Annotated in this window: 16 protein-coding genes; 4 read left to right on the top strand and 12 right to left on the bottom strand. The window is 45.6% G+C overall.

What is annotated here, in order from left to right:
* Positions 1-165: 165 nt before the first annotated feature.
* The gene (locus tag V1498_RS08340) at positions 166-1,002 is read left to right on the top strand and encodes an MBL fold metallo-hydrolase (RefSeq protein ID WP_409298183.1); all 837 of its coding nucleotides are present in this window, start codon (positions 166-168) and stop codon (positions 1,000-1,002) included.
* A 55-nt stretch (positions 1,003-1,057) separates the two neighbouring features.
* On the opposite strand, the gene V1498_RS08335 is transcribed toward V1498_RS08340, so the two are convergent.
* A complete protein-coding gene (locus tag V1498_RS08335; RefSeq protein ID WP_409298181.1) occupies positions 1,058-1,234 on the bottom strand; it encodes a zinc-finger domain-containing protein in 177 nt (58 codons plus the stop codon).
* 19 nt (positions 1,235-1,253) lie between these two features.
* Positions 1,254-1,910, bottom strand: coding sequence for a reverse transcriptase-like protein (locus tag V1498_RS08330; RefSeq protein ID WP_409298179.1), 657 nt, complete (start codon positions 1,908-1,910; stop codon positions 1,254-1,256).
* A 164-nt stretch (positions 1,911-2,074) separates the two neighbouring features.
* On the opposite strand from V1498_RS08330, the gene V1498_RS08325 reads away from it, so the two are divergent.
* Positions 2,075-2,464, top strand: coding sequence for a reverse transcriptase-like protein (locus tag V1498_RS08325; protein ID WP_409298177.1), 390 nt, complete (start codon positions 2,075-2,077; stop codon positions 2,462-2,464).
* An 87-nt stretch (positions 2,465-2,551) separates the two neighbouring features.
* On the opposite strand, the gene V1498_RS08320 is transcribed toward V1498_RS08325, so the two are convergent.
* The gene (locus V1498_RS08320; RefSeq protein ID WP_409298176.1) at positions 2,552-2,815 is read right to left on the bottom strand and encodes a DUF6123 family protein; all 264 of its coding nucleotides are present in this window, start codon (positions 2,813-2,815) and stop codon (positions 2,552-2,554) included.
* A 95-nt stretch (positions 2,816-2,910) separates the two neighbouring features.
* Here V1498_RS08320 and sspL point away from each other — a divergent pair, with 95 nt between their 5' ends.
* Positions 2,911-3,048: a small, acid-soluble spore protein L gene (gene sspL / locus V1498_RS08315; RefSeq protein ID WP_409298175.1), complete on the top strand. Its 138-nt coding sequence runs from the start codon at positions 2,911-2,913 to the stop codon at positions 3,046-3,048.
* 75 nt (positions 3,049-3,123) lie between these two features.
* Here the strand turns inward: sspL and V1498_RS08310 are convergent, their stop codons facing one another.
* The 7 genes from V1498_RS08310 to V1498_RS08280 form a co-directional block, all read right to left on the bottom strand.
* Complete coding sequence (locus tag V1498_RS08310; RefSeq protein ID WP_409298173.1) at positions 3,124-4,026, bottom strand: 5'-3' exonuclease H3TH domain-containing protein; 903 nt, start codon at positions 4,024-4,026, stop codon at positions 3,124-3,126.
* A gap of 131 nt (positions 4,027-4,157) precedes the next feature.
* Positions 4,158-5,012 carry a sulfurtransferase gene (locus tag V1498_RS08305; RefSeq protein WP_409298172.1) on the bottom strand — a complete coding sequence of 285 codons (855 nt, stop codon included), beginning with the start codon at positions 5,010-5,012 and terminating at the stop codon, positions 4,158-4,160.
* 24 nt (positions 5,013-5,036) lie between these two features.
* Positions 5,037-8,696, bottom strand: coding sequence for a dynamin family protein (locus V1498_RS08300; protein WP_409298170.1), 3,660 nt, complete (start codon positions 8,694-8,696; stop codon positions 5,037-5,039).
* Between the two features lie 386 nt (positions 8,697-9,082).
* A complete protein-coding gene (locus V1498_RS08295) occupies positions 9,083-9,625 on the bottom strand; it encodes an isoprenylcysteine carboxyl methyltransferase family protein (protein WP_409298169.1) in 543 nt (180 codons plus the stop codon).
* Positions 9,625-10,713 (bottom strand): type III polyketide synthase, encoded by a 1,089-nt coding sequence (locus tag V1498_RS08290; protein ID WP_409298167.1) that lies wholly within the window; start codon positions 10,711-10,713, stop codon positions 9,625-9,627. Before V1498_RS08290 ends, V1498_RS08295 begins: the two co-directional genes overlap by 1 nt.
* Before the next feature lie 122 nt (positions 10,714-10,835).
* Positions 10,836-11,606, bottom strand: coding sequence for an SDR family NAD(P)-dependent oxidoreductase (locus V1498_RS08285; protein WP_409298166.1), 771 nt, complete (start codon positions 11,604-11,606; stop codon positions 10,836-10,838).
* Between the two features lie 115 nt (positions 11,607-11,721).
* On the bottom strand, positions 11,722-11,850 hold the full coding sequence (locus V1498_RS08280; protein ID WP_409298164.1) for a hypothetical protein: 129 nt from the start codon (positions 11,848-11,850) through the stop codon (positions 11,722-11,724).
* A gap of 224 nt (positions 11,851-12,074) precedes the next feature.
* Between V1498_RS08280 and V1498_RS08275 the strand changes: the two genes are divergently transcribed.
* Positions 12,075-12,422 carry a nucleotide excision repair endonuclease gene (locus V1498_RS08275; protein ID WP_409299218.1) on the top strand — a complete coding sequence of 116 codons (348 nt, stop codon included), beginning with the start codon at positions 12,075-12,077 and terminating at the stop codon, positions 12,420-12,422.
* Between the two features lie 91 nt (positions 12,423-12,513).
* On the opposite strand, the gene V1498_RS08270 is transcribed toward V1498_RS08275, so the two are convergent.
* Both V1498_RS08270 and V1498_RS08265 read right to left on the bottom strand, forming a co-directional pair.
* A complete protein-coding gene (locus V1498_RS08270; protein WP_409298162.1) occupies positions 12,514-13,830 on the bottom strand; it encodes a nucleobase:cation symporter-2 family protein in 1,317 nt (438 codons plus the stop codon).
* Positions 13,827-14,423, bottom strand: coding sequence for a xanthine phosphoribosyltransferase (locus V1498_RS08265; RefSeq protein WP_409298160.1), 597 nt, complete (start codon positions 14,421-14,423; stop codon positions 13,827-13,829). Before V1498_RS08265 ends, V1498_RS08270 begins: the two co-directional genes overlap by 4 nt.
* Positions 14,424-14,516: the final 93 nt, after the last annotated feature.

Genomic DNA, 14,516 nt, shown 5'->3' with positions numbered 1-14,516 from the left:
CGCGCGTGTTCCTAATTTTTAAATACCCAGATTTCGAGCAGCAAAACCTATTTCGGAAGACTTTTGTAAAATTTTGCAGAAAAATAGAAGTGAAAGATTGCATAGTTTTGGTGAATGAAGGGAATTCGTATCGTATAGTGTCTAAATGAAGGAGGAGGACATTCCATGACCAACGAACCGTTCACAAGATTCCTGCCGATGACTTCCGCAGCCAACGGATCTGTAGAAACTGTTACACCTGATGTGCTGGTTTATACAAACCAGATCGTCAATCTGTTTTTTATCCGGCTCAAAGGCGATGCTGAGTGGATTTTAGTGGATGCAGGGATGCCGAAATCTGGTGATTCCATTAAAGAGGAGGCTGAGAAGCTGTTTGGCGGGGGCGCGAGACCGAAGGCCATCCTTTTGACCCACGGACATTTTGATCATATCGGCGGGCTTGACCGGCTGCTGGAATTTTGGCCGGGGGTCCCTGTTTACGCTCATGAAATGGAACTGCCATTCCTGACGGGGATGAAGGATTATCCTGAACCTGATTCAACTGTTGAAGGCGGGATGGTGGCCAAGATGTCCAAGATGTTTCCAAATGAGGGAATCGATATATCTGGCAGTGTAAAGGCATTCCCTGAGGATGGGAGTGTTCCTGAGATGCCTGATTGGAAGTGGATTCACACACCGGGACACAGTCCTGGCCATATCTCTCTATTCCGGGAGAGGGATAGAGTCCTGATTGCCGGGGATGCATTTGTGACAGTCAGGCAGGATGAATTGTATAAGGTGATGACACAGAAAAAGGAAATCGCCGGACCTCCCCGTTATTTTACAACAGACTGGAAAGCAGCAAAAGACTCTGTACTTAAATTGAATGCACTGAGACCGCTGGCAGCTGGGACAGGACATGGTCTGCCTGTATTCGGTGAAGATCTGCAATCTGGTCTGCAGACGCTCGCCAGTGAATTCGACAGTCTCGCCTTGCCTGACCACGGGAAATATGTAGAATAGTCATTAAAAAAAGCTCCCTTCGGGAGCTTTTTTTAATGACAGATTTTTATTTCAACTACTTCAGCCTGTCTCCGAGCTCCTTGAGTTTTTCACCGACCGTACACTGTGATATGCAGAATTTATGGGCGAAAGTCCGGCCTTTTTCTTTTCTGTGATGAGCCTTCAAGAAACAATCTTTACAATAGTCTTCAAGCATAGTATCAACTTCTGAACAAATATCTTTCCTGGTCATGCGGCCTTCTCCTTTTTTATTAAATCAGTTCTAATTTACTGGAGACAAATTTTCGTTCCAAAGCCTGGCCCGCAAGCTTGTCTGCCTCCCCATTTTCTTTCCTTCCAACAAGGGAGTACACAGGCTTTATTCCCATTTCACCCATTTTATGTTCTATTCTGTCAAGCCACCGGTTTAAGCCTTCTTCAAAACATGGCCACTCTCCCGAAAGCTGGTTGAGGACAACTTGGGAATCTCCTATGAAGGTGCAGGACATATTCCTTACCCCCAGCTCCTCAAGCTGCTGAAGGGCAAAATACAATGCAGCATACTCGGCTTCATTGTTTGATTCCAGAATTTCAAGAATCTTATTCGAACGCACCCGCCACTTTTTATTATTCTGGGTGTAGTAAATCACTGCGCCTGCTCCCGATAATTTCTCTTCCTTCAAATATCCTCCATCAAAGAAAACGGTAATATCCTGAGGTTCATCCTCCACTTCCGCCAGCAGTTTCCTTAATTCCTTCTTGGTCCACGTGCTGCCTGCTTCGTCTTCATATTCAATGCTTGAAAGCCTGCCAGACTTCTCAAGGTCTTCCGTGATATATAGGGCCTGCCCAGCGTCTATCGGCTCTGAGTGAAAAACCGCATCGACCCTTTTCGGATGTTTATACCTCCAGTGAATGATAACCTTCATAGCTGCCTCCTTTAGGCCAAGTAGCATATTTAACTTATATATCACATTTCATCACTAATTTAACCTCTTTTAGCAAAATCATGACTGAAAGCAGTCCTCATGTTCTTACATATATCATGATTATGGTACACTTTAGATAATTATATTCTGGGGGGCGGCTTTCATTGATTGAAATTTACATAGATGGTGCGAGCGCAGGAAATCCCGGACCGAGCGGTGCTGGGATCTTTATAAAAAATAATGGCAAGGTTGAAACGTATTCGATCCCAATCGGAATGATGGAAAATCATGAAGCAGAATTTTCTGCTTTGATTAAAGCTTTGGAGCTCTGTGTATCGAGAGGGTATGGAATGGTTTCCTTCAAGACCGACTCAGACCTGATTTTCAGGGCTATGGAAAAGGAATTTGTAAAGAACAAGAAATATGCCCCGTTTTTGGAAAAGGCACTTTCCTTGGCGGGACAAATCGAACTCTTTTTCATCAAATGGGTGCCCAGCCGGGAAAACAGGGCAGACACCCTGGCCAGGGAAGCAATATTAAAGAATGGGCAATAAAAGCGAAAAGACAGGAACGCTCCATGTTCAGTTATAGTAAAACACCCCAAAGCGAGAGTCTGCCGCAAGCTTCGGGGTGCACTAACTTTAAATTAAATTCATTTCATTAGCGAACACAAATGCTTTCTTCTTGGATGTTATATCTTGCTGAACCAGACTTTCAAGCAGGGAAAGATAAAAGCTTCCGTCGAAACGTTTCTGCGCTTTCAAAGTGATTTCAATTGCACTGTTGACAAGGCTGTCGCCCGCATTCGTATAGTGCTTGCCAAAATAGATAAATCCGATGGCATCCTCTTCAAAACAAAAGCCTCTTGCCTCTAAATCGCATAAAAACTCTTCAATTGTCTTCATCAGCGGTGAATCCCCTTAAAAATAGTATCCAATCAACAAAACATAAATATCGTTTAAATCAGGAATAATGTATTACAGGAGGTGTTTCTTTTCGGATGAGTAAAAAGCATCATAATAACCGCGGTAAAGCAAGCCTCGGGGTGACCTCTCAGGGTTATGCCGAGGACGAGCGCGCCCATGACCCAAAAACCGAGTTAGAAAACAGGGCCAAGAAATCCAATACGAAGAGGTAGGCCTTACGCCTGCTACCCGTCCTGCTCCACAGCCACCCGAAGAAGCGGCCGTATAAAAGGCCGCTGTTCGGGTAGTTATGCCAGAAAACGGTGCAGCCCCCTGATTTCATACTCATCGAGCATGTTATTCACGGAAGCATGGTCATATTCCCATTTCGCCTGATCAAGCGGGCACGCCACAGGGACATCGCATTTGATTTCGGCAAGTTTCCGTGAAAGGTGAAGCATATCCACTGCCGCTTCGATTTTCTCACGCTGCCCTTTTGTAAGCAAAAGGAGATTTCCAAGGATTCCTTCAATATTCTCATATGCCTGCAGCAGCTTCAGGGCCGTTTTTTCCCCTATGCCTTTTACACCCGGGTAATTATCAGATGGGTCCCCCATCAAAGCTTTTAAGTCAATCATCTGTCTTGGGGTGATTCCCTTCCAGTCAAAGAATGTATCGCCGTCATGAACATCGTAATTGCCGAAGCCCTTTTTCAGCAGCACAACGGAGATATTTTCCTCAATGAGCTGAAGGAGATCCTGATCTCCTGTCAAAACAAAGACCCTGCTCGCTGCCTTAGCTTCTTTTGCGATTGTTCCTATGCAATCATCCGCTTCATACCCCTTCAATCCGATGTTGGGTATGTCGAATGCTCGGACCGCTTCCTTAACCGCATCAAACTGCGGAATCAATTCAACCGGCGCGTCCGGCCTGTTTGCTTTATATTCTGTGAAAATCTCGCTCCTGAAGGTTTTACTGCCCATATCCCAGCAGACAGCTACATGGGAAGGGTTGAAATGATTAATGGCTGTCAGAAGATGCTTCAAAAAGCCCTGGACAGCATTAGTCGGCATCCCTTTTGAATTGATCATGAACTGACCGCTTATTGCCGTCGCATAAAAGGCGCGGAACAATAGCGCCATTCCATCCACGAGCATCAGGGAAGGCAGTAATTCAGCCTGCTCTATTTGCTTCCCAATGGTTTCCTCCATTGTAATTCACCTCTATCTTGAAATTAAAAACTGCCTATCCCCCAAAAAAGCATGCGCTCATTCCGAGTAAGGCAGTTACCTTAATGATTATTCTTGACGCCACTATCTATTTTAACACATTTCACGGGTTTTCAGAGAGAAATTTTCATTTCTCCTTCCTTGCCTGCGACCCGGTTTCCACTATAAGAAATATAATCACTGAAGCTTCCCGCATAAAGGCTTACATCCTTAAATCCAGCCAGTTTGAGGGCAATAAAATTAGGGGCAGCCGTGACACCCGAACCGCAGTAGACAACCACTTTTTGATCCTTATTCACATCACGGAACAACTCTTTCAGTTCCTCTCCAGACTTAAAGGCGCCATCCATGATGCTGTGATGCCACAACTTATTGACCGCGCCGGGTATATGGCCGGCTGCATGGTCAATCTTTTCTTCGATTCCCTCATACCGGATGGAATCGCGGGAATCAATTAATGTGAATTCTTCTCGTCCATTAACAAATGCCTTGACGGCTTCATAATTTGTTAGAAGGCTGTCTTGAATGGAAAGATCATACGTTACAGAGGGATATACACTTCTTTCTGCAGAAATCGGATAACCGCCTTCTTCCCAGGTTTTGAATCCCCCCTGTAATATATATACCTCATCATGCCCTGCATATTTCATCATCCAATAGAGGCGGGATGCAAAAGCCAGTTCGCCTGTGTCATAGGCTACTACTGTCTGAGATCGGTCTATGCCGCAGGCTCCAAGCTTCTCCGCGAATTCTTCCATGGAAGGCAGGGGATGCCTGCCTCCATGTTTCCCTGGCAACCCAGATAGATCCTTCTCCAGGTCAAAATAGACAGCACCCGGGATATGACCTATTTTGTACAGGGACGAACCATGCTCTGGGCTGCCAAGTAAAAACCTGCAATCCACCACTTTGACCCCCGGATCATCAAGCTTCCCCATAAGTTCTTTTGCTTCCATCAGGACATTCATACAAGTTTGCCTCCTTCTTATCATTTAATAAGCATCTTGTAAGTACTGGAGGGCGCTTTCATAGCCCTCAATGACCTCTGTCCGGCTGTATGCTTCTGTATAACCCTCATATATCTCAATAATTTCCCCTTTTAGCTGCTCCTTTAAAGAGCTGACGGATTGCTGATACATCTGGCTGCATACTTCATAAAGTCTTTCAGCCTGGCTCTCCAGATATTCCTCTGCCAGCGGTTCGAGGGTGGACTGCATGGAATCTTTCATCCTCACACTTTCCTTTTTCTCAAAAAAGCTTCGTGGATTTTTAAACAGAGAAAGCTCCTTTTTGAAATCTGCATCAGTAAGGCTCTTGAAGCCAGGTTTGAAATCCGGGACCTCTATGGTGACGTTTTGGATTTCTGACATTTCTATCCCTTTTCTGATTTCCTTGATTTGAACGGCCCAATTACTATAATGCTGTTTGAGGAGTTTGTTCATGTACACCTCAGAACGGACTGTTGTGGCCCGCATCTCCTGGGCCAGGTCAAAGCCTGCTGATGACAGCAGCTCCTGTAATGAAAGCTTTAGCGCCTTTTTCAGGTCCCTTCCGTCATCTTTAAGGGAAGCAGGACTGAAGGCCTCCCTGAAGAAATCATTGAACCTGAGGAAAACGCGCTGCTTACAATAAAAGGCCAAATCCAAAATCTCTCTCCTCAGCCGGGATAGATCCAGCTCAAGATCTGTTTTTTCAATAATGGCGCTGATTTTTTTCAGCTCATCCTCCTGCTGCTTTTTCTGTGCTTCCTTTTCATCCTGATCAAGACGCGACGCTGAAATTACTTCCTTCAGCATGTTCTCAGCCCGGTGGAGAGAGGAGGCAGCAGAAGCAGCGGCAATTCCAGTCAGATCTTCGTCAAGGAACTTATTGAAGTCTCTTTCAAAATCCGGCAGCCCGCTGTCTGAAAGGAAATGCTGTTTCAGTGGATCCCTGCCCTGCTTTTCCTCCAGGGCCGATTTGCTGGACAGGGGATAAATTTTAGGCTGCCTGATCTGGAAGTTTCCCAGCTCTCCGCTGACATAACCGGCGACATCTGCCAGCTCGTCCTTTGAGCCGGCAAGGTCTACGGCATTGATGATGAAAAACATTTTATCCATCGAAAAAGAATCTTTTACACGGCCCAATTGGATGAGGAATTCTCTGTCTGCCTTTGAGAAGGAATGGTTGTAATAGGTAACAAACAGGATTGCATCTGAATTTTTTATATAATCAAACGCTGTCCCGGTATGCCTTGCATTGACGGAATCGGCACCAGGCGTGTCTGTAAGTATGACTCCTTTGCGGGTGATGTCGCAATCATAGTAGAGTTCGATCCAGTCAACCATGCAGGATTTCTTCTCGTTTGCAGCATAGTCCCTAAAGCCGTCTAAATCCACTATGATTTCCGAGCCGAGCTTTGTCCCAAGCAGGGGATATCCTTCCAAAAAGGCGCGCAGGAAGGAAGCATGTGTATTATGAGTCCCCATCCCGGCAGGCTCTTCCAAGATCGCCCCCGCTTTTAGCACAGCTTCTTCGAGGGTTGAGACCTCTGTGTCATAAAATGAGAACGCAAGCCTTACATCTTCAAGCAGCATGGCTTCTTCCTTAAGCTTTACTCTGGCCGTTCCATGCGGATTAGCGGAATCTGGCGGACAAATTTTATTAATCGCTGCTGTAGTGGGATTAGGGGATACAGGAAGCACCTTATCCCCGAGCAAAGCATTGGCAAATGACGACTTTCCTGCACTGAAGGCTCCGAACAAAGCGACCGTAAATGTTTGATTTTCCAGTCTAGAGGCCTGAGCTTCAAGATCCTTTGCAATATGTTGAAATCCCTTCTTATCCTTTAACAGAATAGAGGCCCCGTAAAGCTTTTCAGCTATAACTTTAGTGTCGGTCTCTTCTTTTTTCTGCACAGGAGCATTTACTGGAATCGCAGGATACTCAGCAGAAAGTTCTCCAGCTGTTTCTTCAACCTCCATTTCCTCACTCACAACAACACGGTAGTTATTTTCCTCTCCATCCCACTGTTTGAAGAGCTGCATGATATCCGGGGACAATTCAGGCGTTTTTTCGCCATTCAGATAAGCCCCGATTTCGGATTCTTCCTGATTGATCCACAGTTGTGCCGCTTCTATTTCCTTCTTCGCCCGAATCAGTCCCGAATGCCGTTCCAGATCCTTATTTATCTTCAGCACTTTATCATTCATCCTGCGCCGGGCAGCTTCTTCAAATTTATCTAAAAATGGACGAATATTATTTTTCGCTTCTTTTTTCAGACCATCCGCAAGCTCCTGGGTAAATACAAGCACATATTGCCCGGTAATCTGGACCTGGCTCTTGACCGGCTCTTTCATGAGTGAATCAGGAATATCAATGGAAAAGGTTCGTGCCTTTTCTTCAAGCTCTCCATCGAATAAGTCATATTCCTTAAGGATTGAGATGCACAGCTCCTTAATATGTCTCTCAAGCTGCGATTCTGCCTTGTCTGTGAGATCCTCCTTGAGAGCCATGAATCTCGATTTTCTTTCCTGTTCTGTTTTGGACTTCGAGAAGAACATGCCGACCTTAAAGTCTTTTTTTGTAGACTCAAGATAGGATTCTGCCAGCGCCCTTGTGGAGGCTGGCATGAGATAAGCATTATTCAGAATGGTTTGCAGACGGCTGTGGAAAGCTTCCAGGGCTTCGCTGGCTGCCAGTTCCGCCTTCTTTTTTTCACTTTCAAGTTCTGCAAGATCTGTTAGAGTCCCACCTTGATCTGACTCAGCGTCATCGATTATTTTCTCCCAGGAAGAAAGTTCCCCGGACTTCTCCCTTCGGAGCCAGTCCATATGCTCCCCTGCAATCTGGACAGCTGCCATGCCTGCAGTATCAGGTTTTTGTTCCTGTTCAGAGAAATCCTTGATTAGCTCCTTCACCTTATCGAAATCATTTCTCGAAAGCCCCGGATCCTTTAAGGAGGTAAAGAATATGTCATCAGGCTTAACATCCCAGCTTAAAAAGCTTTGTGATACAGAATCTGCAAACTCATCAAATGTCAGCTCTGTTTCATCATGCTTATCAATCTGATTGACAATCAGATAAAGCGTTTTCCCTGAGGCCGCCACTTCTTTGGCGAATAGGAAATTCACTTCTGATTGGACATGGTTGTAATCCATTACATAAAAAACGATATCTGCTAAATGGATAGCCTCTTCTGTAGAAGCTTTATGGGCATCATCCGCTGAATCAATCCCGGGGGTATCCATGATGGCACTGTTATTTTCCAGGGGGAAATCAGGGGTGCTTATTTCAATGGCAGAAATCTCATCCCCTTTTTTACAATAGGACTTAACCATTCCGTAATCATAGGGTGCCGGATACACAACAGGGGTTCCTTCCCTGAAGAATACTTTGGCATAGTCCCCGCCCTTACTTATCTTTACTATGTTGGCACTCGTGGGGACTGGACTGGAAGGCAGAAGCTCTTTTCCTAGCAATGCATTGATCATGCTTGATTTGCCCGCAGAAAAGTGGCCGCAGAATGCAATCAGCCGTTCGGAATTCCGCTCTTTATGAATTAAACTTTTCATTTTGGCTGCGCTGTCTGCATCCCCTGTTCTGCTGTATTTTAGATACAGTCCTCCGAGGGCAGGCAGGAGGCTCTTTTGGCTGGTAATTATGTGTTTCATCGTTAGTTCCCCTTGTCAGCTTGGCATTTGGAATTCATATATTATCCATTTTAATCGAAATGATAAGAAAAAGAGTATGGAATTATATAAAAAAAAAAAAACCAGGCAAAAATTTCACCTGGTGGATCCAATGGCTTCTAAACGGCCATTTCTATTTTTAGGTATCGCTGCCCTTTCGACTGACTTGGATTTACGGGCAGGCTGGATATTTCCCAGCACATGTTTAAGCACAAAGAGGTATGTAAATAGCGCTGCCATTATAAAAAACCAGACCATGAAGGTGCACCTCACTCAGCTAATTGAGAATAATATTCAAGCTCAATTAGAATATAACAGAAATGATAATCGTTTTCAACTGATATTATCAGATAATTTCTTAAATTTTCTCAGCTGCCTGAGTCGGATGGCGAAAAAGCACGCCTGTAATCGGTAAGAGATCTTAACGCTTCTTCTTCAGCAGGTATCCTGGTTTTCATCATAAAGATATTCAATACGGTAAATAATGCAGCGGTCCAAAAAGCATTAAAAATCAGGGGGGTGACCAGCAGTTCCAAGGCTACAATCACATAGTTGGGATGTTTCAAGAACCTGTACGGCCCTTTTTTCACTACCTTCGCTCCCCGGACCACGATAATCTTCGTATTCCAGAACCGGCCGAGTGAGCGGAGCGCCCATATCCTTCCGGTCTGGAGGATCAGAAACAGGACAAACAGAAGCTTCCACTGCGGCGAAAGCTGGAAACCGCGGAGATAGGCCTCCAGGCTCAATGCGGCAAAAAAGGATGCATGCATGGCCACCATCCACGGATAGTGGGCCGCACCAAATTCCTCCCCGCCGCGGCTTTTCATCCATATCTCATTCCGCTTCGCGACAACAAGCTCCAGGAGCCTCTGCATAATAACCAGGGCAAGGAAAAAAGCAAAGAACATCAGCTCCACCTCATTAGGAGGAGTTCGGATGAAAATCCTGGGCCAAGAGCAGCGGCAAGGCCCAGATCCCCTGCATCTGCATCTGATTCCATGAACCTTTTTAACACGTATAAAATGGTAGCTGAAGACATATTGCCGTGCTCCCTCAGGACCTCAAGCGACAGCCGCGTCTTTTCCTCTGTAAAGCCAAGTGACTTCTCATATGCATCTATGACCTTCCTGCCGCCCGGGTGGGCTATAAAATGCTCGATATCTCCAAGCTGCTGATGCTGGCTGCCAAGGAATTTTTCTACGTTCGGTTTCAGCCAGTTCTCAATCAGGGAGGGGATATCTTTTGAGAAGATAACATATAACCCGTCATCTTTTATGTCCCAGCCCATTACATCGAGAGAATCTCCAAGAAGGGTGGATTGGGACGCGAGCAGTTCTGGAGTTGACTTCCTCTTCTTTTCTTTCAGAAGATGGGATTCCTCCCCGCTCACCAGGGCACAGGCAATTCCATCAGCAAAAATCGATGTACCTACCAGGTTGCTCTTTGAGCGGTCATCCTTTTGGAAGGTCAGGCTGCATAATTCAATGGCAAGGACGAGTACATTGGATTTTGGGTACGCCCTGCAATAATCAAGTGCCCGTGAAAGGCCGGCGGCCCCCCCTGCACATCCAAGGCCCCATATGGGAATTCTTTTAGTATGCGGACTGAATGGAAGCTTGTTCATAATGCGGGCATCAATAGTCGGGGTTGCCATACCTGTACTTGAGATGAGGATGATTGCATCTATCTCCTCTTCGCTGACCGTTCTTTTTAGAAATTCCCCGCTTGACAGGCACTTTTGGATGGCTGCAGCCCCATGCTCCACAGATTGCTCGATGTATGTATTATTCTTCTCTTCAAGCGAATGATTTTCCTTGAACCAATCAAGGCCGCATGCAAAATTCCGCTTTTCTATCTGACCATTGACGAAGACCTTAAGCAGCCTGTCAATATCCCGGAAAGATTGCCCAAACATTTCACGTGCAAAATCCATTACAGTTTCCTGATTTATTTCATAAGGAAGCTCGATATCTGATATGGATAATATATGGGCCACAAGATCACTCTCACTCTCTATATTATGTACTTTGTTCCAGTTTGAAAAAGATATACAGACAAGCATTAAAAAAGGGTAAACAAAGGGGATGCTCCCCTTCGTTTACCCTTAACCTCCGTTATTTAAAACCCTTGAATCGTCATGCCCCCATCAACAAACAGCGTCTGCCCTGTTATATAGGCTGCCGCATCGGATGCAAGGAACACAGCCGGCCCTGCCAGCTCCTCAAGCTCCCCGATCCGTTTCATAGGTGTTACTTCAAGGATTTCCTGTACATATTTTTCATCCTGAAGCAGCTTTTCCGTGAGAGGCGTTTTGAAATACCACGGCCCTAGACTGTTCACCCGGATATTATGCCTTCCCCACTCCAGTGCCAGCACTTTTGTCATCTGGATCATAGCTGCTTTGGTAGCGGCATAGACCACTCCTGTCCTCAGTGCCACATGTCCTGCCACTGATGAGACGGATATGATTGAACCGCCGCTGCCAGCATCAACCATATGCCTGCCTGCTTCCCGGGACATCATGAAGGCAGATTTAAGGTTTGTGTCCATGATCGTTTTCCATTCTTCTTCCGTGACATCCAGCGCCTTAGATCGGATGTTCATGCCGGCATTGTTCACAAGGATATCAATGGAACCTTCTTTTTTTACGGATGCAGCAGCCTTTTCAATCTGCTCCACATCTGTAAGATCTGTCACAATCGGGAACGCCCTGGCTCCGAATCCTTCTACAATATGGGCAGTCTCCTCAAGGTCGGCTCCAGTCCTGGCCAGGAGTGCAACATCTGCACCTGCTTCAGCGAATGCTGCTGCGATGGCCCGGCCGATTCCACGGCCTGCCCCTGTTACTATAGCTGTTTTTCCTTCTAGCGAAAATGACGGCAAATACATCGGGTGGATTCCCCTTTACATTTTATTACTTTAAACATACGACACAATGGCCGTATTCGTAAAGAATTCCAGCGCTTCATCCCGGCATTTTTTCCAGTTGTATGTAAGCACAGTATTATTCCCGGTTTTTTTCGCCCGACTGGACCTCGATGATAATCGGCTTCATTTCTGTCCGTCCGCAGAATTCACAGATTTCTGCCTTTGAATAAATGGCCCGGCAGTGCTCACAATATTTTTTTTGCATACCGCTTCACATCTTTCCTTGGCGTAATTATATTATTCTATTCGGCTTCTCTCATAAGTTGCCAAACGTTTTTAATTTTTTCCCGGGTTATCTTGACGTGTATGGGTAAAAATAAGAAAGAAATGTATGCAATCATACAAACATTCGTGGATATTATCCCTGACCTGTGATACCATTTATCCCTGACTAATAGTGAGGAAGTGTTAATTTTGATCAAAATAGAAATGCCTGATACCGACCTTTCCATAACAAAGCCGAATAAACCGAATCCCGAATTAAGCAATATCTATGGATTTGAGGATTTTCACAAAATCCCGCGGGACAAGGGCGGAATCTTTATGTTTTACAACATTAATGATGAACTCCTTTTTGTAGGAAAAGCCAGAAAGCTAAGACAAAGAATTAAGAAGCATTTTGAAGATACTGTATCGCCTATCAAAAATCACCGCGATGAAGTATACACGATTGACATCTCTTATGTAGAGGATCCAATGGAAAGAGAAATTTATGAGACTTTCATTGTGAACAGGCTGCAGGCTAAATACAACATAGACAAGGCGTTTTTCAGATAATAAAAAAAGACTGTCATAGAGTATAACTGTCCCTCGCCCGCTCGCCGGGCCAATCAGGGACCGTTCCACTTGGGACAGTCTTTTTTTGAATTTAAGATACTTTTTGACTTTTCAGCATTGCTGGCAGCACTCTTTTTTTATTTATCCCGGGAAGTATATTAAAAATAATGTTCAACAAGATGGCAGAGAGGCTTCCTGTTACAATTCCGCTCTCCGTCAGGATCTTCCATGCACCCGGAATCTGGGCAAACAGCTCCGGCACTGCTGTCACGCCAAGGCCCATACCGACAGAGCAGGCAATGATGAGTAGATTTTCCTGCCTTGCAAATTCTATCCTGCTGAGCATTTTGATTCCTGACGCTATGACCATTCCGAACATGGCCACCATCGCACCCCCGAGGACAGCCGGAGGAATGATTGTGGTAAGTGCCCCCACCTTTGGGACCAATCCTAAAAACACCAGCATGCCTCCTGTAACATAGATGACGTTCCGTGTTTTTACCCCGGACATCTGAATAAGGCCGACATTCTGCGAGAATGTCGTATAAGGGAAAGCATTGAAGACGCCGCCGATGACGCTCGCCAGGCCCTCTGCCCGGTACCCTCTAGCCAGCTTCTCCTCAGTAATTTTCTTATCAGTAATATCTCCAAGCGCAAAATAGGTTCCTGTAGATTCAACCAGGCTGACTATCGCCACAAGGCACATGGTCAGAATTGGTGTTAGTTCAAAGACTGGTGCTGAAAAATGAAAGGGTTCCACTAAATGAAACCACGAAGCTGACTCCACTGCCGCAAAATCAACCTTGCCCATGAATGATGCTGCAATGGTGCCGCATAACAGGCCGGCTAAAATGGATATTGACCGGATAAAACCGGTGAAGAATTTATAAATCAAAATAATGAGCAGCAGAGTTCCAAAACCCAGCGCGATATTGCTTAAAGAACCAAAATCTTTTGCACCCTGCCCCCCGGCCAGATTGTTCATGGCAACCGGGATGAGAGTGATGCCTATAATGGTAACTACAGAACCGGTGACAACAGGCGGGAAAAATTTCACGAGCCTTCCGAATAAACCGCTGATCAGGATGACAAACACCCCTGATGCAATGACTGCGCCATAGATGGCACCGATTCCGTGCTGGCCGCCAATCGCAATCATGGGAGCCACAGCTGTGAATGTACAGCCGAGTACGACAGGGAGGCCAATTCCGAAGAAGCGGTTCTGCCAAACCTGAAGGAGCGTTGCAATTCCGCACATTAAAATATCGACAGAAACGAGATAGGTAAGATCATTCCCATTAAGGTCCATTGCCCCTCCAACGATGAGAGGCACAATCACAGCGCCCGCATACATGGCCAGAACATGCTGGATCCCCAGTGAAGTTAATTTTATTCCCGAATTTTTCATAAGCTGCTTACCCCCGTTTTTTCTTCATCAAATTGTATGTTCCCAAATGAAAGGGATTTGATCACCGCCAGTGACTCCAGCCTGATCCCTTTTTGCCGGAGGAGCCTGCCGCCTTCCTGGAATCCCTTTTCGATAACAATGCCGGCTCCCGCAACCGTGGCTCCAGCTGCCCGTACTAGCTCATTAAGTCCCAGGGCAGCCTGGCCATTGGCCAGGAAATCATCAATAATTAAAACCCTGTCATTCGCTTTGAGAAATTTAGAAGAAACCGCGATTTCATAATGCTCCTGTTTTGTGTAAGAATAGACCGAAGCCGTAAGCAGCTCATCCGTTAATGTGAGAGATTTCCGCTTCCTGGCAAAGATCATAGGGACGTTCAGGCAGAGAGCGGCCATGATCCCTGGACCGATACCGGAAGATTCAATCGTCAATACGGCTGTGATTCCATCATCCTTGAACCTTTCGGCAAATTCCCTGCCAATATTCTGCATTAATACTGGATCCATTTGATGATTCAGGAAAGAATCCACCTTCAATACCTCACCGGATAAAACTATACCTTCTTCTAGAATCTTTTCTTTTAACTCTTTCATATCAAAAGACCTCCCTGGTTGTAGATCCTGTCTCCATACAAAAAGGCTTAAGTGCAGCCGCTTCACAGAGTGAGGCAGTGCACTTAAGCCTTA

Source organism: Paraperibacillus marinus, assembly GCF_046237605.1.
Classification (GTDB): Bacteria; Bacillota; Bacilli; order Bacillales; family DSM-1321; genus Paraperibacillus; species Paraperibacillus marinus.
The sequence above is the reverse complement of the archived record's forward strand: the minus strand, read 5'-3'. Positions and strand labels throughout refer to the sequence as shown.

Coding starts and splice junctions, on each gene's coding strand:
- V1498_RS08340 (WP_409298183.1), top strand. CDS start 166: ATGACCAACGAACCGTTCACAAGATTCCTGCCGATGACTTCCGCAGCC.
- V1498_RS08335 (WP_409298181.1), bottom strand. CDS start 1,234: ATGACCAGGAAAGATATTTGTTCAGAAGTTGATACTATGCTTGAAGAC.
- V1498_RS08330 (WP_409298179.1), bottom strand. CDS start 1,910: ATGAAGGTTATCATTCACTGGAGGTATAAACATCCGAAAAGGGTCGAT.
- V1498_RS08320 (WP_409298176.1), bottom strand. CDS start 2,815: ATGAAGACAATTGAAGAGTTTTTATGCGATTTAGAGGCAAGAGGCTTT.
- sspL (WP_409298175.1), top strand. CDS start 2,911: ATGAGTAAAAAGCATCATAATAACCGCGGTAAAGCAAGCCTCGGGGTG.
- V1498_RS08310 (WP_409298173.1), bottom strand. CDS start 4,026: ATGGAGGAAACCATTGGGAAGCAAATAGAGCAGGCTGAATTACTGCCT.
- V1498_RS08305 (WP_409298172.1), bottom strand. CDS start 5,012: ATGAATGTCCTGATGGAAGCAAAAGAACTTATGGGGAAGCTTGATGAT.
- V1498_RS08300 (WP_409298170.1), bottom strand. CDS start 8,696: ATGAAACACATAATTACCAGCCAAAAGAGCCTCCTGCCTGCCCTCGGA.
- V1498_RS08295 (WP_409298169.1), bottom strand. CDS start 9,625: ATGTTCTTTGCTTTTTTCCTTGCCCTGGTTATTATGCAGAGGCTCCTG.
- V1498_RS08285 (WP_409298166.1), bottom strand. CDS start 11,606: ATGTATTTGCCGTCATTTTCGCTAGAAGGAAAAACAGCTATAGTAACA.
- V1498_RS08280 (WP_409298164.1), bottom strand. CDS start 11,850: ATGCAAAAAAAATATTGTGAGCACTGCCGGGCCATTTATTCAAAGGCA.
- V1498_RS08275 (WP_409299218.1), top strand. CDS start 12,075: ATGCCTGATACCGACCTTTCCATAACAAAGCCGAATAAACCGAATCCC.
- V1498_RS08270 (WP_409298162.1), bottom strand. CDS start 13,830: ATGAAAAATTCGGGAATAAAATTAACTTCACTGGGGATCCAGCATGTT.
- V1498_RS08265 (WP_409298160.1), bottom strand. CDS start 14,423: ATGAAAGAGTTAAAAGAAAAGATTCTAGAAGAAGGTATAGTTTTATCC.